At 43.4% G+C, this 21,881-nt stretch carries 19 protein-coding genes; 8 read left to right on the forward strand and 11 right to left on the reverse strand.

From position 1 onward, the window contains the following. Window positions 1-36 precede the first annotated feature (36 nt). The 6 genes from ftsW to F957_RS05055 all read right to left on the reverse strand — a co-directional run bounded on the left by ftsW (window position 37) and on the right by F957_RS05055 (window position 5,436). Entirely contained in the window at window positions 37-1,230 is a 1,194-nt protein-coding gene (gene ftsW, locus F957_RS05080) for a putative lipid II flippase FtsW (RefSeq protein WP_016540816.1), read from the reverse strand. Window positions 1,231-1,240: 10 nt separating this feature from the next. Continuing rightward, entirely contained in the window at window positions 1,241-2,599 is a 1,359-nt protein-coding gene (gene murD / locus F957_RS05075) for a UDP-N-acetylmuramoyl-L-alanine--D-glutamate ligase (protein ID WP_016540815.1), read from the reverse strand. Window positions 2,600-2,713: 114 nt separating this feature from the next. Further along, window positions 2,714-3,004, reverse strand: a complete 291-nt coding sequence (locus F957_RS05070) for a hypothetical protein (protein ID WP_016540814.1) — start codon at window positions 3,002-3,004, stop codon at window positions 2,714-2,716. 54 nt (window positions 3,005-3,058) lie between these two features. Beyond that, a complete protein-coding gene (locus F957_RS05065) occupies window positions 3,059-3,310 on the reverse strand; it encodes a DUF6587 family protein (protein WP_016540813.1) in 252 nt (83 codons plus the stop codon). Window positions 3,311-3,322: 12 nt separating this feature from the next. After that, window positions 3,323-5,179, reverse strand: a complete 1,857-nt coding sequence (gene feoB, locus F957_RS05060) for a ferrous iron transporter B (protein ID WP_016540812.1) — start codon at window positions 5,177-5,179, stop codon at window positions 3,323-3,325. Beyond that, entirely contained in the window at window positions 5,176-5,436 is a 261-nt protein-coding gene (locus F957_RS05055) for a FeoA family protein (RefSeq protein ID WP_004656347.1), read from the reverse strand. Before F957_RS05055 ends, feoB begins: the two co-directional genes overlap by 4 nt. A gap of 203 nt (window positions 5,437-5,639) precedes the next feature. Between F957_RS05055 and xerD the strand changes: the two genes are divergently transcribed. The 4 genes from xerD to thrC all read left to right on the forward strand — a co-directional run bounded on the left by xerD (window position 5,640) and on the right by thrC (window position 10,139). Continuing rightward, window positions 5,640-6,560 carry a site-specific tyrosine recombinase XerD gene (gene xerD / locus F957_RS05050; RefSeq protein ID WP_016540810.1) on the forward strand — a complete coding sequence of 307 codons (921 nt, stop codon included), beginning with the start codon at window positions 5,640-5,642 and terminating at the stop codon, window positions 6,558-6,560. 134 nt (window positions 6,561-6,694) lie between these two features. Then, the gene (locus F957_RS05045) at window positions 6,695-7,510 is read left to right on the forward strand and encodes a DsbC family protein (protein ID WP_016540809.1); all 816 of its coding nucleotides are present in this window, start codon (window positions 6,695-6,697) and stop codon (window positions 7,508-7,510) included. Between the two features lie 129 nt (window positions 7,511-7,639). Then, the gene (locus F957_RS05040) at window positions 7,640-8,941 is read left to right on the forward strand and encodes a homoserine dehydrogenase (RefSeq protein ID WP_004773963.1); all 1,302 of its coding nucleotides are present in this window, start codon (window positions 7,640-7,642) and stop codon (window positions 8,939-8,941) included. Between the two features lie 58 nt (window positions 8,942-8,999). Beyond that, on the forward strand, window positions 9,000-10,139 hold the full coding sequence (thrC, locus tag F957_RS05035) for a threonine synthase (RefSeq protein WP_016540808.1): 1,140 nt from the start codon (window positions 9,000-9,002) through the stop codon (window positions 10,137-10,139). A gap of 128 nt (window positions 10,140-10,267) precedes the next feature. Here thrC and pbpG read toward each other — a convergent pair whose 3' ends face one another. Then, a complete protein-coding gene (pbpG, locus tag F957_RS05030; protein ID WP_141669913.1) occupies window positions 10,268-11,332 on the reverse strand; it encodes a D-alanyl-D-alanine endopeptidase PBP7/8 in 1,065 nt (354 codons plus the stop codon). 210 nt (window positions 11,333-11,542) lie between these two features. Between pbpG and gacA the strand changes: the two genes are divergently transcribed. Genes gacA through F957_RS05015 form a run of 3 tightly spaced genes read left to right on the forward strand, consistent with a single transcriptional unit; the run spans window position 11,543 to window position 15,220 of the window. After that, window positions 11,543-12,178 (forward strand): response regulator transcription factor GacA, encoded by a 636-nt coding sequence (gacA, locus tag F957_RS05025; protein WP_004656359.1) that lies wholly within the window; start codon window positions 11,543-11,545, stop codon window positions 12,176-12,178. Window positions 12,179-12,195: 17 nt separating this feature from the next. After that, window positions 12,196-13,761, forward strand: a complete 1,566-nt coding sequence (locus tag F957_RS05020) for a sensor histidine kinase (protein ID WP_016540806.1) — start codon at window positions 12,196-12,198, stop codon at window positions 13,759-13,761. 22 nt (window positions 13,762-13,783) lie between these two features. Then, window positions 13,784-15,220, forward strand: coding sequence for a sigma-54-dependent transcriptional regulator (locus F957_RS05015; protein ID WP_016540805.1), 1,437 nt, complete (start codon window positions 13,784-13,786; stop codon window positions 15,218-15,220). 40 nt (window positions 15,221-15,260) lie between these two features. Here the strand turns inward: F957_RS05015 and F957_RS05010 are convergent, their stop codons facing one another. The 4 genes from F957_RS05010 to lptF form a co-directional block, all read right to left on the reverse strand. Continuing rightward, window positions 15,261-16,436, reverse strand: coding sequence for a S41 family peptidase (locus tag F957_RS05010; RefSeq protein ID WP_016540804.1), 1,176 nt, complete (start codon window positions 16,434-16,436; stop codon window positions 15,261-15,263). Window positions 16,437-16,445: 9 nt separating this feature from the next. Then, window positions 16,446-17,990, reverse strand: coding sequence for a 2,3-bisphosphoglycerate-independent phosphoglycerate mutase (gene gpmI / locus F957_RS05005; RefSeq protein ID WP_016660505.1), 1,545 nt, complete (start codon window positions 17,988-17,990; stop codon window positions 16,446-16,448). Between the two features lie 114 nt (window positions 17,991-18,104). Next, a complete protein-coding gene (gene lptG, locus F957_RS05000) occupies window positions 18,105-19,175 on the reverse strand; it encodes an LPS export ABC transporter permease LptG (protein ID WP_016540802.1) in 1,071 nt (356 codons plus the stop codon). Further along, a complete protein-coding gene (gene lptF / locus F957_RS04995) occupies window positions 19,175-20,275 on the reverse strand; it encodes an LPS export ABC transporter permease LptF (protein WP_016540801.1) in 1,101 nt (366 codons plus the stop codon). Before lptF ends, lptG begins: the two co-directional genes overlap by 1 nt. 154 nt (window positions 20,276-20,429) lie before the next feature. On the opposite strand from lptF, the gene F957_RS04990 reads away from it, so the two are divergent. Further along, window positions 20,430-21,878 (forward strand): leucyl aminopeptidase, encoded by a 1,449-nt coding sequence (locus F957_RS04990; RefSeq protein WP_016540800.1) that lies wholly within the window; start codon window positions 20,430-20,432, stop codon window positions 21,876-21,878. Window positions 21,879-21,881 lie beyond the last annotated feature (3 nt).

Below are 21,881 nucleotides of genomic sequence, written 5' to 3' on the forward strand. Positions count from 1 at the left end.
CTGTACATCGTCAGGGCTTATTTCGTCTCAATTCAGTTAGAAATTAGACTCTTCTTTCACTGGATTCAACTCTTGCGTTGACGCATCAATTTTTAGAATCAAGCTAATCATCGCCGCACACATCATCAGTGATGTACCGCCATAACTAATAAACGGTAAGGTCAAACCTTTGGTTGGCATTAATCCCATATTCATGCCCGCATTGACCAGAATCTGCATCAAGAAGATGATACTAATCCCGTAGGCCAAATAACCTGCACGTAAGTAATTATGTTGCAAGGCACGATGACCAATACGGATACAACATGCCAGCATGGTAAACGACAGCATCATCACAATCGACACGCCGAAGAAACCAAATTCTTCACCTAGTACAGCCAGCATAAAGTCAGTATGTGCTTCTGGCAGATAAGAAAGCTTCTGTACGCTGTGACCCAAGCCCGTACCAAACCACTCACCACGACCAAAGGCCATCAAAGCGTTGGAAAGCTGATAACCAACCCCCAATGGATCTGCCCAAGGATTGGTAAACGAGATCAAACGCTGAAAACGGAATGGCTCGAAGATGATCAGCGCACTGACACCCGCAAAGATCGCACCGAGCATGATTAAGAACTGCGTTGCAGGTGCGCCAGCTAAGAAGAATACTCCAACCATCATTAAGACAATAACGACAGTTGCCCCCAAGTCAGGCTCGGCAACAATAAAACCGACAGTTAAGGCCATCACACCACTTAAACGCAATAAACCTTTCCAGTGTGTTCGGACTTCTTTAGCACGGCGTACCACATAGTCAGCGGTGAAAATCGCCATGACAATCTTAGCAATCTCGGTTGGCTGCAAGGTAAAGCCACCGACCTTGATCCAGCGATGGGCACCATTCACTTCGGAACCGACCACCAACACGGCTAACAACAGCACGATGGTAATCAACCATAAAGGAAAGGCATTTTTAAACCATAAGTTTAATGACACCCGATAAGTCAGAAACGCCACCACCGCAGCCACAACAATCGAAATACCATGACGAATCAAGAAATAAAATGGACTTTCGTGAATATATTCCGCATAGGGCATCGAGGCTGATGCCACCATCACCGAACCGAAACACAGTAATGCAATCACACAAAAGATCAGAATATTTCGTGCCGTCATTTCTGCAGGCAACTTCGGCAAACGATTGAGCAATTGCGAAACCTTTTGCACCGTATTTTGGGCTAAATCCGCCATAGTTCTGTTCCTAGTTGTTCTCGTCATTCAAGGCATTTACACATGCCACGAATTGCTGTCCACGATCATTGTAGCTTTTAAACATATCAAAGCTTGCACATGCAGGTGAGAGTAAGACCACATCTTCAGCTTGTGTATTTTTCTGTGCCAATCGCACCGCTTCTTCTAAGCTCTGTGCATGTTGGATCACACTGCTGCCTTGAATCGCTTGTTCGATGACTGCTGCATCTTCACCAATCAAAATCACTGATTTCACATATTTCTGAATCGCATCACGTAATGGTTTAAAGTCCTGACCTTTGCCTTGACCACCGAGAATCAAAGCCAGCTTACCATTGTTGACTTCAATTGCAGCCCCTAAGCCATCAATCGCGGCAAGGGTTGCACCGACATTGGTGCCTTTGGAATCATTGTAATAACGCACACCATCAATACTTTGCACATATTCACAACGATGTTCCAAGCCTTTAAAATGTTTTAAGGTCTCTAGCATAGATACTGTTGGCAAACCAATCGCCTCACCCAATGCTAAACACGCCAAGGCATTGGAAACGTTATGCATACCTTGAATATACATCTCAGAGGTTTTCAGCAGACGTTCACGGCCACGTGCTAACCACATGGTGCTATCGGCATCACGTAGCACACCATATTGATTTAAATCTGGTGCATTCAAACCAAAGCTTTGTATCGGTGTAACATCAGGAACCAAAGGACGGCTCAGATTGTCATCCCGGTTATACACCACTTTTTTCACACCCTGGAAAATACGATGTTTAGCCTTGTGATAGCCCAACATATCACCATGACGATCTAAATGATCTTCACTCATATTCAACACTACAGCCACTTCTGCATTCAAGTGTGATGTGGTTTCAAGTTGAAAGCTCGAAAGTTCAAGAATCAGCAGTTCAGGTTTATCTTTGAGTAAATCCAAAGCAGGACGCCCAAGATTGCCTCCAACTGCAACCTTCTTACCTGCATCTTGTGCCATTAAGCCAATCAAGGTAGTGACCGTGCTTTTTGCATTTGAGCCTGTAATCGCAACAATAGGGGCTTCTGTGGCACGGCGCAGCAATTGAATATCACCCACAACTGGAATACCTTTTTCAATCGCTTGCTGAATTTCTGGTAGTTGCGGTGCAAGTCCTGGGCTGAGAATAATTTCTTCTGCCTGTAACAGCAGTTCTGTATCTAATTGACCAAAACTGGTCCGCACAGCTGCGGGAATTTGATCATGTCCTGGAGGGGTTGCTCGAGAGTCTGTTACTGCAACTTGGTAGCCTTGTTCATGTAGAAAGTTGACTGCTGATACCCCCGAAATACCTAAGCCAGCCACAACTTTTAATCCACCGCGTTGTATTAACATTTTTGCCCCATTTTTTGCAGATTACAGAATGGCAAAAATGTTAGCACTTTACTGTTTTAAATGCTTTTTCAGTTTTGGTTTTATTCAATCTTTTTTGTGTCAGTGCGTAAAAGCTTAATCAGGCATCGCACAGCTGATCAGCAACAAAATCAAGCTCACAATCCCCAGCCAATCGACTGATTTAAACACATAATGCTTGAATTTAAGCTCAATCAATTCGGGTCTTAACCATAGATAAATCAAGATGGAACATGAAAATAGCCATGAAACTGTTTCTTTATAAATATTCAGATTTTTTGCCAAAGCAGAAAGATAAAGCAAAGTCATCAATCGCATAAAACCCAATAAAATCAATTTATGTTTTAAGCTGAATGATCTCTTCTTGTTCATCTCAATTTGATTCATTTTTTCTTTTCAAAAAAATTGCCCATCTTAAGATGGGCAATTTTAAGATTGCGACTAACGCCATTTCACTGTTTGAATCGTTTCTGGCTTTTTAGTTTCAGCCTCATCGGTTGAACAACCACAATTTCCGCCACAGCCAGCTGCCATTTTCGGTTTTAACCATGCCGCCAAGCGTTGCCAACCTAAACGCTGACAAAGATTGGACAGGCCCAGAAATGCTGAACTTGCTGTTTGAGGCAATACCTTCTTGAATACGACAACAGCACTCCACAGCACTAATACAGCAACAATCAAGTACTCAAACATAAGCTACTCCTTTTACCCCCAAATGCGTGATGCAATTTGGTAGGTGAAGAACGACATTAAATAAGCTAAGCCAAACAGATAAACCGTCATCACCGCCACATGTTTCCATGAGCCTGTTTCGCGACGTACGGTTGCTAAAGTGGCTAAACAATGTGGCGCGTAGATAAACCACACCAGCAGTGACAAACCTGTTGCCAGTGACCAACCCGTCCCATCCGCACTAATCAAATGCGACAAGCCTTGTGCAATCGCATCATCATCTGCCCCCGATAGGGCGTAGACTGTAGCTAATGCAGCAACCACAACTTCACGTGCTGCCATCGCAGGAATCAAGGCAACAACAATCTGCCAGTTAAAACCTAAAGGCGCGAAAATTGGATGCAATAAATGCCCAAGCATACCCGCCAAGCTATAATCAATCGCAGGTTGTGTCGCCCCTTCAGGCGCTTGCGGGAAAGTACACAAGAACCAGAGAATGACCGTCAATGCCACAATAATGCCACCGACACGACGCAAGAAGATTTTTGCACGTTCCAGTAAACCGATTGCTACACTTCTCATATCAGGAAAACGATAGCTTGGTAATTCCATCAACAAAGCATGCTGCGTTTTGTCCTTTTGCAAAAATTTCATCACAAATGCAACGCAGAGCGCACTCACAATGCCGCCCATGTATAAACCGAACAGCACGAGGCCTTGCAAATTAAAAATACCCAATACCGATTGACTAGGAATAAATGCACCAATCAATAAGGTATAAACAGGTAAACGTGCAGAACAGGTCATCAATGGTGCAACCATGATCGTGGTAAAACGATCACGTGGATCACTAATACTGCGGGTTGCCATAATACCTGGAATTGCACAAGCAAAACTCGATAACAACGGGATAAAAGAGCGCCCACTCAAACCTGCTTTGAACATCAATTTATCAAGTAAAAATGCAGCACGAGGTAGGTAACCAGATTCTTCTAATACAAGAATGAAGAAGAATAAAATTAAGATTTGCGGTAAGAACGCAACCACAGTCCCTGCACCAGCAAGCACACCATCAACCAATAAGCTTTGTAGTACAGGATGACTGATTGTTTCCGTCAACCACTCCCCCAACCATGGCACCACACCATCTTCGATCGCACCCTTAAATGGCTCAGCCCATGAAAAAACGGCTTGGAACACAACAAACATCATGATCGCAAGGCTAAGCAAACCAAGTACTGGATGTAAGAAAATCTTATCCAGAAAATCAGTACGCTTATCTTCCAGATCAACAAAGTTCACCACATCTTTAAAAATCACTTCAATTTTTTGATGAGCTGTGCCTGTCAAACCACTGAGCTCAGTCTGAGGAACGGAGTACTTTCCTTGATCAAGTGCATGCAATAAGTTTTCAATGCCAGAACTACGTACGGCTACTGTCTCAACAACAGGCACCCCCAAACGCTCAGAAAGTTTTTGTGTATTGATCTGGATGCCACGACGACGCGCTTCATCCATCATGTTCAACACGACAAGGACTGGACGACCCAACTCAATAATTTCCAACACCAAACCAAGATGTAGCTTTAAGTTAGTTGCATCGACTACACACAAGAAGGCATCTTGTTGCCCTTCTTCCGCAATTTTGCCTTGGCAAACATCACGGGTAATTTCTTCGTCTGGGCTGGTTGCCTGTAAACTATAAGTTCCTGGCAAATCCAGAACACGAACCGCTTTCCCAGAAGGAAGCTGAAAATGTCCAACTTTACGTTCAACCGTCACACCCGCATAGTTAGCAACTTTTTGGCGTGTACCTGTTAAATGGTTAAATAAAGATGTCTTACCACAGTTTGGATTTCCCACAAGGGCAACACGTAACGCATCACTCATGCAGGTGCTCCTTCAAGTTGAATTTCAATTTTGTCCGCTTCCGCTTTTCTTAACGCAAAACGCGTAAAACCGAGCTGGATTAGAATCGGATCTCCACCAAAGATACCTTTGGTAATCACCTGTACTTGTGTACCTGGCACAAAGCCTAAACTTTCTAAACGAACTGCAACTAAATCTGGCTGTTCTGTCTCATCGACCACGCGATTGACTTTGGTAATCATCGCTGTTTGCTTGACTTTTAATGCTGACAATCGCACCGCTTCTAACCCTTAACCCTTTTTTTCTAGTATACAAGCAAATGAGAATAATTACCAAAACCAATCTCAGTGGCATTTGCTTCTGTGACAGATCGACAACAATTCATTTTTCTTTTACAGTGCAATTCAACCAAAATAAATCAGGGCAGAATTCCCCTTAAAATACATGCCCTTCTTTCACTGAGAAATATATTCAATGCCTTATGTTAAATAAAAAGCCTCGTATTCCCGCTGCGGTTAACATCCCCGAACATTTGAGTTTTTTACAGGGTTTTCGGGATTATCTGGTGGCTCAAACCGTAAGCCCACACACCCGCAATGCCTATTTATCTGACCTGATTCAATGTGCTGAATTACATCAGACAGCAGCCTTACCACACTGGTCCAGTGACGATATTGCGGATGTCTTGATTGCACTGACTAAAGCCGGGAAAAGCCCGCGTTCGATTGCCCGTTGCCTGTCTGCATTAAGACAATTTTATAAGTTTTTAAGAGAACAAAAGTTACGGGACGATAATCCTGTTGCTACGCACCATTCCCCCAAAATTGGACGAGCCTTACCCAAAGACTTATCTGAACAAGATGTAGAGGCCTTAATCAATGCGCCTGACATTAATACAGCATTAGGTCTCCGTGATCGTGCCATGTTCGAGGTGCTGTATGCCTGTGGCCTGCGTGTTTCAGAGTTACTGAATTTACGTTTAGAACTGATCAATTTAAAACAGGGCTTTGTGCGAATCACAGGTAAAGGCAATAAAGAGCGTCTGGTGCCCCTAGGGCAATTTGCCTGTGACTGGATTGAAAAATATTTAATTGAATCACGCCCACAACTGTATAAAAGCAGCACGGATTATCTATTTCTGACTCAACATGGTGGCATCATGAGTCGACAGAATTTTTGGTATGCGATTAAACGCTATGCATTGCAAGCCAATATTCAAGCTGAACTCTCCCCCCATACCTTACGTCATGCTTTTGCGACCCATCTACTCAATCACGGCGCAGACTTACGCGTGGTACAGATGCTGCTTGGACACAGTGACCTTTCCACCACGCAAATTTACACCCATGTCGCGCAACATCGTATGCAGGAATTGCATGGCAAATACCATCCACGCGGCTAAATCCACCTTTTATCTAGGATTCAACCAAAACTTGATGCCGTTCACAGAGCCTATGCAAGATTTAACGAAGTGATTCATTTTTTTTGTTATGCTAGGCCCCTTATACAAATGAATTCGTACAAAAAAGGTTCTATATGTTGTTTACTCGGTCTCAGCTTGTAATTGCTTGTACATTAGCATCAACATTATTAGTCAGTGCTTGCTCAAAAGAAAACTCTGCACAAAAACAAGATGCGCTCACAGCAAGTGCACCTGCGACAGGTGAAGCATCAACTTTAAATGAACGCAATGCGCAACAGCGTTTAGTCTCGACCTTAGAGAAAAATTTCAAAACAGCCAATATCAACGCCAAAATTCTTGCAGTGAAGAAAACCGAAGTGCCTAATCTCTATTGGGTAAGTCTGGAAGGCATGGGATCTGTCTATGCCACCGCTGATGGCCAATACATTATTCAAGGCGATGTGGTGCGTTTAGGCGACAAGCAATTACATAATGTGAGTGATGCCTTACAAGCCACTGAAAATAAAAAACATTTAGCGGCACTAAAAACCGAAGATTTGATTGTTTATCCTGCTCAAGGCGGCAAAGCCAAGCATGTGATCTATGTATTCACCGATTCAAGCTGCCCTTATTGCCATAAACTGCATGAACATCTTGCTGAAATTAATGCCAAAGGCATTGAAGTCCGTTATATCGCATGGCCACGTGGCGAACAATTCATGCCAACCATGCAAGCGATTTGGTGTAGTGAAGACCGTAAAGCTGCCTTCGACCAAGCTGCCAAAGGCTTACCCGTTTCGGCTGCTGAATGTAAGAACCCTGTTCGTGACCAGTATCAACTCGGTTTAAATATGGGCGTGAATGGCACACCAGCGATTTATAACGTCGATGGCGAGTATTTAGGCGGCTATATGACACCTGAAGAAATCGTACAACGCTTAAACAAATAAATTCAAACCGCACCACAAATCAGCAAAGACTCGGGCGACAGATTAAAGATGATCTTAGCCCTAGTGTCTGCGCATTTTTTTAGCTATGATCAAGCTTCATTAAAATGATTGAATATAATGGAGTGTAACGTGAAACCAGTTCGTCTGGCGATACTCGGTCTTGGTACTGTAGGTGGTGGAGCCCTTAAATTACTACAAGAAAATGCTGCGGAAATTAAACGCCGTACCGGTCGAGAAATTCAAATTACACACGTAGGCACACGCCGTCCACGTCCAGATTTACAACTCGAAGGCATTAAACAAAGCGATGACTTGATGGAAATCGTACGTCAACCTGATGTTGATGTTGTGGTGGAAGTCATGGGCGGTATTCACCCAGCCTATGAAGTCATCATGGAAGCCATTAAGCATGGCAAACAGGTTGTGACTGCAAACAAAGCTTTACTGGCTGAACATGGCAATGAACTGTTTAAAGCAGCAGAAGACAATGCTGTTCAGATTGCCTATGAAGCAGCTGTTGCGGGTGGTATCCCAATCATTAAAGTGATCCGTGAGGGTCTCGCAGCGAACCATATCGAATGGCTTGCAGGCATCATTAATGGTACAGGCAACTTCATTCTGACTGAAATGCGTGAAAAAGGCCGTGCCTTTGAAGACGTTTTAAAAGAAGCGCAAGAACTTGGTTACGCTGAAGCTGATCCAACTTTTGATGTTGAAGGCATTGATGCTGCACATAAGTTGACGATTTTGGCCTCATGTGCTTTTGGTATTCCATTGCAATTTAATAAGGTCTATACCGAAGGCATCAGCAAAATCACCGCCCAAGATGTGAAATATGCAGAAGAACTTGGTTTCCGTATCAAGCACTTAGGTATCGCACGTCGCGCAGATAAAGGCATTGAATTACGTGTACATCCAACTTTAATTCCTGCTGAAGAATTGATTGCTAACGTCAATGGCGTGAAGAATGCAGTCTTGGTACAGGCCAATGCCGTTGGTCCTACTTTGTATTACGGTGCTGGCGCAGGTGCAGGCCCAACCGCTTCTGCCGTGGTTGCTGACGTAATTGATATCGTGCGTGATATTTCGTATACCGAAGATGGCGCAGGAACGATTCCTCAGCTTGCCTTTGAAGCGTTGACTAATGTACCAATCTTAAGCCGTGAAGAAATGACCACAGGTTATTACATCCGCTTAAATGCTGAAGACCAGACTGGCGTATTGGCTGATGTCACTACGATTCTTAGCCGTGCTGGCATTAGTATTGATGCCATCATGCAGCAATCACGCTTAAAAGACTTGATTCCTATCGTGATTTTAACGGATCCGATCGTTGAATCAAAAATGGATGAAGCGCTTGCGCAAATTCAAGCATTACCTGCAATTCGTGGCGAAATCGTAAGAATTCGTTTAGAATCGCTCGATAGTTAATCAGGTTGAGGGAAAATGACTTCCCTCACCCCGCTCTACCTCATATTGGAACACCATCATGTCGAATGCCAATCGTTATACTGGTCTTGTAGATCGTTATCGTGACCGTTTACCTGTGTCTGCAACTACACGTGCAATTTCTTTAGGTGAAGGTAATACTCCACTGATTAAACTTGAGAACATTCCACGTCTTATTGGCAAAAACGTCGAAATCTATGTGAAATACGAAGGTCTGAACCCAACAGGTTCATTTAAAGACCGTGGTATGACCATGGCGGTGACCAAAGCTGTTGAAGAAGGCTCTAAAGCAATTATCTGTGCCTCTACAGGGAATACTTCGGCAGCCGCAGCGGCTTATGCAGCACGTGCAGGCATTAAAGCATTCGTCTTGATCCCAGAAGGCAAAATTGCCATGGGTAAAATGGCGCAAGCGATGATGTATGGTGCGATTACCATGCAAATCCGCGGTAACTTCGATGATGGTATGCGTTTAGTCAAAGAAGTTGCAGATCAAGCACCAGTAACGATTGTAAACTCAATCAACCCTTACCGTTTGCAAGGTCAAAAAACCATTGCTTATGAAATCGTAGAAGCATTGGGTCGTGCTCCTGATTATCACTGCTTACCTGTCGGTAATGCCGGTAACATCACCGCACACTGGATGGGTTATACCGAAGCAGTTGCCAACCAACCTGCAGATCAGTTTGAGCAAGTGATTTATGATGCTGCAACAGATCAATTCACAGGCCCTAAACCTGAAGGTCTACCAACTATGGTGGGTTATCAAGCATCTGGTGCTGCGCCATTCTTACGTGGTGCGCCAGTAGAGAACCCAGAAACAGTTGCAACAGCGATTCGTATCGGTAATCCACAAAGTTGGAACCATGCTAAAGCAGTGGTACGTGATTCTAAAGGTTGGTTCGATGAACTGACTGATGCTGAGATTTTAGAAGCGCAACGTTTGCTTTCAATGTATGAAGGTGTGTTTGTTGAGCCTGCTTCAGCAGCATCTATTGGTGGTGCGATCCGTGACCTGAAAGCCGGTAAAATTGCTGAAGGCTCTGTGATTGTATGTACGGTTACAGGCAATGGCTTAAAAGATCCTGACACTGCAATCAAACAATGTGCTGATGCCGTAATGTTGTCAATTGATGCGACTATGGATCAAGTGAAAGATTCGATTCTTTCAAATATGTAAGCAGAGATACTGAAATAAAAAACCAGTTGCCTGCAACTGGTTTTTTATTGTGTTAAAGAAAAGAGACTTTCTTTTTGTAGATATAAAAAAACTCTTCATAAAGAAGAGCATTTTTATATTTCGAATGATTAAACGCGTTTTGGCAAAGTGCTTAACCAGCTTAATAAATTGGTGGCATCGCTATTACGTGCTTGCGAACTTGGTGCGCCTAATAGCACGACAACCGCTGGGCGTGAATTCACAGTCGTATGCATCACCACACAACGGCCTGCTTCATTGATATAACCTGTTTTCGACAAGTTAATATTCCAGCCGCCATTACGCACCAGTGCGTTGGTATTGTTCGATTTAAGAACACGGTAACCTAAATTGAAATCATAGGTTGGCGTCGTTGAAAATTGACGAATCAACCCATATTGCGACGCTGTACTGACCAGAATACCCAAATCACGTGCTGATGAGACATTATGCGGATCTAAACCAGTAGATTCAGCATAACGTGTAGATGTCATACCCAATTGCCTCGCTTTTGCATTCATCGCAGCAATAAAGGCAGATCGGCCACCTGGGTAAGTGCGCGCTAAAGCTGCGGCAGCAGGATTCTCAGATTTCATCAAAGCAAACAAAAGTGCTTCTGCACGATTCATTCGATCGCCAGCACGTAAGGTTGAACTTGAGTTCTTGCCGCCTGCACCTGCGAAATCAATCGATTCCAGCGTAATTTCTTCTGACATGTTTAAACGTGCATCAGCAGTCACTACAGCAGTCATCAATTTGGTAATCGAAGCAATCGGGACAGACATATTACTGTTTTTACTGTACAGCACCTCGCCTGTCTGTGCATCCATCACCAAAGCAGCACGTGCATTGACTGAAGGCTGACTGCTATACCCGAAGGTATCGCGAATCTGTGTCGACGATTGTGGCGCCGTTGAAGATGTAATTGGTGCTGAACTGCCATTACGCAATGTTGTGGTAACAGAAGTTGAACCTTGTGGACTAATTTCTAGCGGATCATCATCTTCCATGAACTGACTTGCATCACTTGCAGACCAATTCATTGAAGCTGAACCGCTCACACGCGAAGAAGCTGGATTGTTATTCACAACCAGTTCAGCAAAACTTGTTGAGCTCCACGCCAACAAGATAGACATGCTTAAAACATGCATGATAGATTTTTTAGAATTTTTCACGACACAATACTCAACTCAGGACGCTGCACATTTGCGCTTAATACCATTATGCCTTACATTTGAACAAATCAGGTAAAGCTTTTATAGACACAATTGTGTACAACTATTCGCTAAAAACGAAGAATAGGATTGCTAATTTTGTCGTTTCATTGCAAGCTAATTTTGCTTTATGTAACAAAAAACCAGTTTTTTTGAAAAAAGGAGGTCTTCTTGATCACTGTTCTCGTTGTTGATGATCATGAACTCGTGCGCACAGGGATTTGTCGTATGTTGGAAGACCACCCCGATGTAGAAGTCATTGGACAAGCTGAATCGGGTGAAGAAGCGATTGCTTTGGTCCGACAAAAACACCCACAAGTGGTGTTATTAGATGTGAATATGCCAGGCATTGGCGGCGTAGAAACCACTCGCCGCTTATTACAAAGTGTGCCTGAAACTAAGGTGATTGCAGTGAGCGGCCTTGCTGAAGAACCTTATCCATCACTGTTATTAAAAGCAGGCGCCAAAGGTTATATTACTAAAGGTGCACCGATTGCAGAAATGGTTCGTGCCATTAACAAAGTCATGCAAGGCGGAAAATACTTTAGCGCAGATATTGCCGAGCAACTGGCCAGTTCGTATCTTTCAGATACGCAGCAATCGCCGTTTGATGCCTTGTCAGAGCGAGAGATGCAAGTGGCCATGATGGTGGTCAACTGTATTAGCGCCCAAGAAATCGCAGACAAATTGTTTGTTAGCGTGAAGACGGTCAACACCTATCGTTATCGTATTTTTGAAAAGCTGGCAATTGATAGTGATGTCAAATTGACCCATCTTGCGATTCGCTATGGACTCATTAAACCTTAAAATAACAGTAAGCGCCTATGTTAGGGAAAATTGCGTCGTCTGTTTCACAGACGGTCTATCGGCTTGGGGTGTGGTATAGCGGCTATCGACTGATCATCTCGATTAGTCTGCTATTAATTTATTTACTGACTGCTGAGCAACTTTCAAGTAACTATATTTACCCCTTTCTGTATTTTTATACACTGGTGTGCTATATCACCTTTAATATTTTCCAGCTTGCTTTGCTGCAGCTTGTTCCAATACAAATCTCCAAGCAGCTGATTTTTATCTTTATTATTGATGTTATTTGTCTCAGTTTAATCACCTTCGCAGCAGGTGGCCCAAATCTGCAGCTCAGCTTACTGTATGTCATTATTATTTTCTCCTCAGCAATTTTATTAAATGCACATCTTTCGCTGATCATTACTTTATTTGCAGTCATCATGGTGGTTTACCAACGCTTTTTAGGTGACTTCTTTGATGCCAATAATTTAACCCATCTTGGCAATAGCATTTTTCTGGCCTTTCTGTTTTTCGTGGTACATGCCATTGGTCGTATTGCGGTGCAGCGTTTTAAGATTTTAGAAACCTTAACCTTTCATCAATCCATTGAAATTCATCAACTACAAAATATTAACCGTTATATTCTCGAACAAATTGAGGATGGCTATTTGGTACTGGATGAAAGTAATCATATTGTTTTAACCAATCCAGCTGCCAATACTTTGTTAGGCATTCATTTGGCTGTTTCTTTGGAAAAAACGCCACTGATTAAGTTACAGCCAGATCTATTTGAACTGATTCAATTCAGTAATCTTGAAGATGGCGAAGAATTCAGTTTTGAATCTCAACAAAGCCCTTACACGATCAATGTTCGGGTCAAACATTTGATTGTGCCAGAACAAGCGTTGGTCTTATTGATTTTAAAAGATGCCCAGAAGCTAACCCAACAAGTTCAGCAACTGAAGCTCGCAGCGTTGGGACAGCTTTCAGCCAGCATTGCCCATGAAATTCGCAACCCCTTAGCTGCGATTGTACAAGCCAATGAGTTAATAAAAGACAGCGATGCACATCAATTGAATATGTTGTCACGCATGATCAACAAACAAGCCAAACGCATTGACAGCATCGTTGAAGATACTTTAGCTATGGCAAGAAATAAGCCAACAGACCCACAAATCATTGAACTAAATCCTTTCTTTGAAAGCCTTCTGAATGAAGACCTTTCCGATGCGAAACAACGTATTCAGCTGAATCAGACCGAACAGCTCAATATCCTGTTTGATGAAAAACAACTCCGCCAAGTGCTGATTAACTTAATTAGAAATGCACTGCGACATAATGCGACCGATGCGCCCTTTATTGAAGTGAATATACAGCTCAAAGATGGACGAACCTGCATTGATGTTATCGATTTTGGGACGGGTGTCTCAAAACGAGATATTTCTCAGCTGTTCAAACCATTTTTTAGTACCGAAATTAAAGGAACTGGTTTAGGATTGTATCTGTCTCATACCTTTTGTGAGGCAAATCATGCAAAGCTCACCTATATAGAGCGACAACAAGGAGCATGCTTCAGGATTGAATGCTCAAAAATTCATTGATTAGATTAGGTTTCTCGGGGAAATGGCAACAAAACAACCACTCGTCTTATTGGTAGACGACGAAGAAGATTTATGTCTTTTAATGCAGATGACGCTGGCGCGTATGGGCATCAAGACACATCTCGCCTATCGGGTCGAACAGGCAAAAAAGTTCTTTACTGAGTTCCAGTACGATGCTTGCTTAACGGATTTAAATCTTCCAGATGGTAATGGTTTGGATCTGGTTAAACATGTAACACAGAACTATCCCAATACACCGATTGCGGTACTGACCGCCTATGGCAATATGGATATTGCCATAGCAGCCTTAAAGGCAGGCGCATTTGACTTTGTCAGTAAGCCTGTCAACCAGATGCATCTGGATCAATTGATTCAGAAAGCATTGAACCGTCCACAGCCTGAACAAGAGGCTGCCGAAACAGCCTTGGAGAATAAGCTGTTAATTGGACGTTCTGCACCGATCCAACAGCTCCGCATCGCGTTAAAGAAAATTGCACGTTCCCAGGCTCCCGTCTTTATTACGGGTGAATCAGGAACAGGTAAAGAAGTCGTTGCGAATCTGGTACATCGCTTGAGTAACCGTAGCGAAGGTCCATTTATTGCCATCAACTGTGGTGCGATTCCAACTGAATTGATGGAAAGTGAGTTGTTCGGACACAAAAAAGGCAGCTTTACCGGCGCAACTCAGGACAAGCAAGGCTTAATTCTGTCTGCACACGGTGGCAGTTTGTTTTTGGATGAAATTGCCGAACTGCCTTTAAATATGCAGGTCAAATTGCTACGGGCAGTACAGGAAAAGAAAATTCGTCCAGTGGGTTCAGATCAAGAAATTGATGTAGATTTCCGTGTGATTAGTGCCAGTCACCAAGACTTGGAACTATTGGTCCAGCAGGGACGATTCCGTCAAGATTTGTTCTTCCGCATTCACGTGATGGATATCGTACTACCACCTTTACGTGAGCGTGGTCAGGATATTTTGTTATTAGCCAATCACTTTATTCAAAAGATCAGCCAAGAATGGGATCTACCGGCGAAGTCCCTATCTTCACGTGCAGAGCAATTCTTATTGCAGCAATATTTCCCAGGTAATGTGCGGGAATTACGCAATATTATTGAGCGGGCAATTACCCTAAGTGATGATAACAATATCGATTTAGCACATTTGCAGACCGCTCCGTTGCGTAGTTCTCTGGCAAATCCAACGCCTTCTTTTTCAAATACTGCATCAGAAGAAGTCGAACCCGTACAACACTCGGCAAGTCCAAGCATGAGTTCAAAGAAACTTCCACCTGAAGGTTTAGAGCGTTATTTAGAGAATATCGAAAAAGAGATTCTTCTAAATGCGCTGAATCTCACCCATTGGAATCGAACTTTAGCCGCGAAGAAATTAGGCATGACCTTCCGCTCTTTGCGCTATCGTTTGAAGAAATTTGGTTTAGATACCGAAGACGATGAATAATGCTTAAAAATAAAGCCCCTCAATCGAGGGGCTTTATTTTTTAATAACGACTTTTTAACACCAGATCGGTGACATGCTCCAAGTAAGTGTCTTCTTTCATCTCTGCCGTTAAAGGTGAAATTTGATTGGGTTGAATCCCCTGACCTTCAATCATATTGCCATTGGGGGTGTAGTAATGCGAAACTGTCATTTGTAGTGCGGCACCACTCGGTAAAGGGAACAACTTCTGTACCACACCTTTACCATAACTGGTTTCGCCCACCACCCAAGCACGTTTGTGCTCTTTCATTGCTGCGGTAAAAACCTCAGCTGCAGAAGCAGAACGTCGATTGATCAAAATCCCTAATTTCATATTTTGAAATTCATTCGACGGCAGTGCCTGAAATTGTTGATCGCCTTCTGAACGACTTTTGGTGGTGACAATAATGCCTTGATTTAAAAATAAATCAGCTGCTTCAACCGAAGCCGAGAGTAAGCCACCTGGGTTATTGCGCAGATCAAACACCACCGCTTTTAGCTTAGTAGAACTATATTCTTCAATTAAACGTTTAATTTCATTGGCAGTATCTTGTTGAAAAACACGTATTTTCAGCACCAGCACCTGATTATGTAACAGAACAGGTTCAATATCGGTTTCGACTTTTTTATTGCGAACCAGAATCACGGTACTGCTATTATTTTCTGGCTGGATCTGTACCGTACTGCCAATTGAACCGTAGAGTAAGCCTTGCACTTGATCTTGGTTCAGACTTTTCAGTTCCTGATTATCAACTTTGAGAATCACCTGACCATTGCGCAGGCCCAACTTACTTGAGTCCGAACCTGCCTTTAAATCTTGAATCTGCCAAGACTTGGCATGCGCATCATAATTCAAATTGAAATCAACAGAGGCTAAATCACCTTCTGTATATTGAATCAGCTGGCGATATTCTTCTGCCGATAAATAACGGGAATAACGGTCTAAGCCACTGACCAAGCCTTTAATCGATTGTTGAAACAGCGCATCATCCGATTTTTTATCGACATAGTTATCTTTGACAATGCCATAGATCTGTACAAATTGCTGAATCGATTCGATTGGGACTTCTGCACTCTGACTTGGTGCATCCTCAGTCCATCCTGAATTATGCGTCACAGGCGCAGCAGAGAGATTCACTCCCCAACACATCAACAAACTTGCACAGATCGCTCGGTAAATGTTGTTGTGTTGGGTCATTGCTTCACCTTATTTTAAAGTAATTAGATTCTTGCCTTGCATGTCAGCAGGTACCGGAAGGTTCATTAAATGCAGGAGTGTTGGTGCAACATCTGCCAATACCCCACCGTCAGCAATGGTGGCTTGTGTTGGGCCAACATAAATAAATGGCACCAATTCAGTGGTATGTTGGGTATGTACCTGACCGCTGTCATAGTCTTGCATTTGCTCTACATTACCATGATCCGCTGTAATTAACATATGACCTTTGTTTGCCATGACCGCATCATAGACACGACCCAGACAAATATCGACCGTTTCAACGGCTTTTACCGCAGCATCAAACACACCGGTATGGCCGACCATGTCACCATTGGCATAGTTCACCACCAATAAGTCAAACTCACCTGAATTGATGGCATTCACCAACTCATCCGTGACTTCATAGGCACTCATTTCTGGTTTTAAATCATAGGTAGCAACATTCGGCGATGGGATCAGAATACGTTTTTCGCCTTCATATTCATCTTCACGACCACCACTAAAGAAGAAAGTCACGTGCGCATACTTCTCAGTTTCGGCAATACGCAATTGGGTCTTACCCAAACTTGACAGATATTCACCAATCGAGTTTTTCAATCCTTCTGGCATATAGGCAACAGGCGCATCAATACTGGCTTGATAACGGGTCAACATGACAAACTTAGATAAGTTTGGAACGACTTTGCGCGTGAATCCGGTAAAATCTTTTTCAACAAAGGCACGGGTAATTTCACGAGCACGATCGGCACGGAAGTTCATGAAGACAATACTGTCGCCATCTTGTACTTTGGCAATTTCACCAATACGCGTTGCTTTGACAAACTCATCATTTTCTCCTGCAGCATAGGCAAGTTCTAAACCTTCAACGGCTGAGTTCGCAACACGTAGCGCTTCCCCTTCGGTCATAAGGCGATAGGCTTGCTCAACGCGATCCCAACGATTGTCACGATCCATGGCAAAGTAACGCCCAATCATCGACACAATACGACCTTGATTTGGATATTGTGCGAATAAGGCATCCAGTTTTTCTAAAGAAGGTTGAGCACTGCGTGGTGGGGTATCACGACCATCGAGGAAGGCATGTAAATACACGGTTGCACCACGTTTTAGCGCTAGCTCACACATCGCCACAATATGGTCTTCATGCGAGTGCACGCCACCTTCTGACAATAAGCCCATCACATGCACAGCGCCGTTTACTGCTTTGGCTTTTTCCACCGCATCGACTAGCACTTCATGCTCAAAAAAAGCACCCGTACGGATATCTTTGGTAATACGGGTAAAATCCTGATACAGCACGCGACCCGCACCAAGATTCATATGACCCACTTCAGAGTTGCCCATTTGACCATCAGGTAGGCCCACATCTTCGCCTGAACCAGAGATTAAACTATTTGGATGCTTGGCCTTCATCGCAGTGAGGTTTGGCGTTTTTGCCGCTAAAAAAGCATTGTCTTCAACTGCTTCACGATGCCCCACTCCATCCATAATTACCAGAACGTGAGGAATTTTGCCAACGTTTGCATCCGTCATAATGGACTCTCTGTTTGTCATTTGATCGGTCTATTTTACCGAAATTTAATCGAATTCTCTATGACCTAGCTGATGGCTTTCATCAATCCTGAGCATAGAGCCGCTCCATCAAGATTAGCGTGCTCGATAGAGCAAATAGCTACCAATCATAAAGATCAGCACCACAGGTAATAGTACAAACCATGCAGGTGAAGGTGCATACACTAAGCTTGCATAGCCCAAGAAATCTTGCAGATAGAAGAAACCTAAGCCTGTAAACAATGCGATGACCAAACGGAAGCCCATCGACTGTTGGCGGAGCGGACCAAAAATAAAGGAACAGGCAATCAACACCAACGTAATTAAAGAAAATGGTGCTGTGACTTTTTGCCAGAAGGCTAACTCATAAGTCTTTGGTACCTGACTATATTCTTCCATATAACGCATAAAGCTAATCAATTGACTCGGTGATAGATCCTCAGGATCCAGCGTCACCATATGCACATATTTTGGCTGTAAGGCGAGGCCCAACGATTGCTGTGCATGATCGGTCTTAATGGCATTGCCTTGTGCCAGTAAATCGACTTGATGCGATTGTGAGAGTTGCCACTCACCATCTTTGACGAATTGCCCTTTTTCAGCCGTCACAAAGGACTGCAAGCGATAGTCTTGATCAAAATCAATGGTTTGGATATTGCGTAACTGCCCTTGTGAATTGGCGTAGTCAATGTAGATAAAGCGCTGCCCTTCACGCGACCAATAGCCTTTGACTTCACCTAAAGATGCGACACTGCGTTGCTTTTTGATACTTTGCGCTTGCTCATTGGTATATGGAATCACCCATTCACTCAATACAAAAGACAACACAATCAGCAATAATGCTGAACGCATCACCCAACCGACAATCCGCCACAGACTGATGCCAACCGAACGCATGACAATCAGCTCACTATTTGAAGCCAATGCACCCAATCCGAGTACTGAACCAATCAAAGCAGCGACAGGTAAAATTTCATATAAATAACGCGGTGCGCCCCACATCACAAAAAGAAACGCTTGCCACGCATTATAGTTTGGCTTGAGTGAACCCAACTCACCCAAATAGGTAAATAGAACTTGCAGGAAAGATAACACCAGCGTTGTTCCGAGCATGGCTAGAACCGTGGTTTTTGTCACATGTTTGGCGACTATTCGACGTGCTAACATCACAACCCCACTCGCTGAATACTTTTCTTAATTTTTGGTGCCAATTTTTGTTTACGTGCAAAAATTGCAGCAGCAATGGCATAGACCAACAACACGGCGGGATAAGCCCAAAGATCCAATTCGTCTTTACTGATTCGGGTTTTAATGGCAATCATTAATACAATTAAGCTGGCAAAGATAAAAATCGCAGGAATCAGGCGGTAATAACGCCCCTGACGGGGACTCACCTCTGACAGCGCGACTGCAAGCATCAAACCGACAATAATAATAAAGGGACCAAAGATCCGCCATCCCAACTCACTACGAACCACGGAATCATCGCGTTTCTGCCATAGTTTGGACATCGACAAGGCCGCCACATCATCACTTTCAAATTTCACATCTTTATCATTTTCCAAGCGCAATCGATAAGATTGAAATTCCGCTTGGGTATAGCGCGGCTGATTCGGATAAATCTCGTAACGGCGTCCAAGTACCAAGTCCACCACATTGGCCGTATCATTGGCAACTTCAACGCGGGTGGCTTCTTTGGCCAGAATCATGACATCAGGTTTATCATCCTCAGTCGCTTTTTGATAGAAGAAAATATCTTTTAAATTCTTTCGGTCTTCGGACAGCGAACCCGCATAAATGGTATACGGCCCCGAAGAAATAAACTCCTTCGGACGAACCAAATCAAAGCCAGTACGAACTGCTTGCGTGCTGGTCAGCTTTTCAAACTCACGTAAGCCCCACGGCCCCATCCACACCATTAAACCAGTTTGAACCACCAAATAGATCACCGTCATCGGTAACAACAGACGTGCCAATTGGTTACGACTTACACCACTGCCATTTAACACCGCCATTTCATGGTCAACATAGAGACGGCCAAACACCAGCATCAAGGCAATAAAAAAACCCAATGGAAGGATCAAGGTTAAAAATTCAGGCAAGCGATAACCGATGATGCTAAACAAAATCCCAGCATCTAAGCGACCTTGAGCTGCAACGCCAAAATACTTGATTAGACGACCACCCATCATAATCAAGGTCAATAAACCAATGACCACGAGAGATGTCGAAACCACTTGTTTGACGAGATAACGCCGAATAATCAAAGTAATACTTCCAAAAAGACCAATTGAAGGTAACGCTAGTTTACCCGAATGTTAAAAATATAAAACCTATCGCTTGTTGCGGATTGCAACCTCATATCCGAAAGTGTTTAATGGACTTATCTTTCTTTTTCGCTCACTAGGTTCTATACAAACAATGAAATTTACACTTCAAAACGCATTCCCCGCTCAGGCGTCTAGCGAATCTTTGTGGATTTTGGTTGATTCAGAACAATTACAACAGAACTTAAATACTTATCAAATCAATCATCTAGAAGAAATACTCAAGGCAACCCAATTCAAAGCTGGGTTTAACGAAAATTTACCCCTGATTGCAAATATTGCCGTTCAAGCCAATGCCCAACTACTCGGACTTGGAAAAAGTGCCGAGTTGAAAGCGACAAAATTAGCAAAACTCGCACAAAGCATTATCAAATCATCACAAAATAAATTTAAACAAATTAGTGTCGATCTTTCGGCACTCCCGACAGATTTACACTCCTTATTCGTACTCAGTCTGACCCAAGCGGCTTATGGCTATGACGAGTTTAAATCGAAAAAGAATGAATTTTCGCTGGACACCATTCACCTGATTGCCAATCAAACAAACTTGGATGAGGCGCAATTAAATCTGCTACAAGCCGTACAATCAGGTCAAAACTATGCCCGTGATTTAGGTAACCGTCCGGGCAATATCTGTTTCCCTGAATATTTGGCTGATCAAGCACTTGCCCTCGCTGCACAATATCCAGACTTATTAAAAGTGACCGTTCTTGATGAACAGCAAATGGCAGATTTGGGCATGTATGCTTTCCTTGCCGTCAGCAAGGGCTCAGAGCGTCCAGGTCGTATTGTCACACTGGAATACAATGCCCAAATTGAGCAAGCTCCTGTGGTACTTGTTGGTAAAGGCGTGACCTTTGATACTGGCGGTATTTCATTAAAACCAGGCTTAGGTATGGATGAAATGAAATTTGATATGTGTGGTGCAGCCTCAGTATTGGGCACTATGCAAGCGCTTTGTGAAGCTCGTCTTCCAATTCATGTGGTGGGAGCGATTGCAGCAGCTGAAAATATGCCTTCAGGACATGCCACTCGCCCAGGTGATATTGTTACCAGCATGAGCGGCCAAACCATTGAGATTTTGAATACCGATGCCGAAGGTCGTTTGGTACTGTGTGACACCCTGACCTATATTAAACGCTTTAACCCTGCATTGGTAATTGATATTGCAACTTTAACTGGGGCCTGCGTGGTTGCCTTAGGCAAAGTGGTGAGCGGTTTATTCACACCCGACGATGAACTGGCGCAAGAATTGCAACACGCAGGCGAACAGTCACTTGATCGTGTATGGCGTATGCCTGTAATGGAAGAGTATCAAGAATTACTCGACTCGCCTTTTGCTGATATTGCCAATATTGGCGGTCCATACGGTGGTGCGATTACAGCCGCATGTTTCCTAGAACGTTTTACCCGTGATTATCGTTGGGCACACCTTGATGTTGCAGGAACAGCGTGGTTATCTGGTACAGCCAAAGGTGCAACGGGTCGTCCAGTGCCCTTATTAATGCAATTTTTAGCCAATCGTGTTGCAACGAAAAACTAAAAC

The sequence above is a fragment of the Acinetobacter gyllenbergii CIP 110306 = MTCC 11365 genome, from assembly GCF_000413855.1.
In the GTDB taxonomy this organism is placed as follows: Bacteria; Pseudomonadota; Gammaproteobacteria; order Pseudomonadales; family Moraxellaceae; genus Acinetobacter; species Acinetobacter gyllenbergii.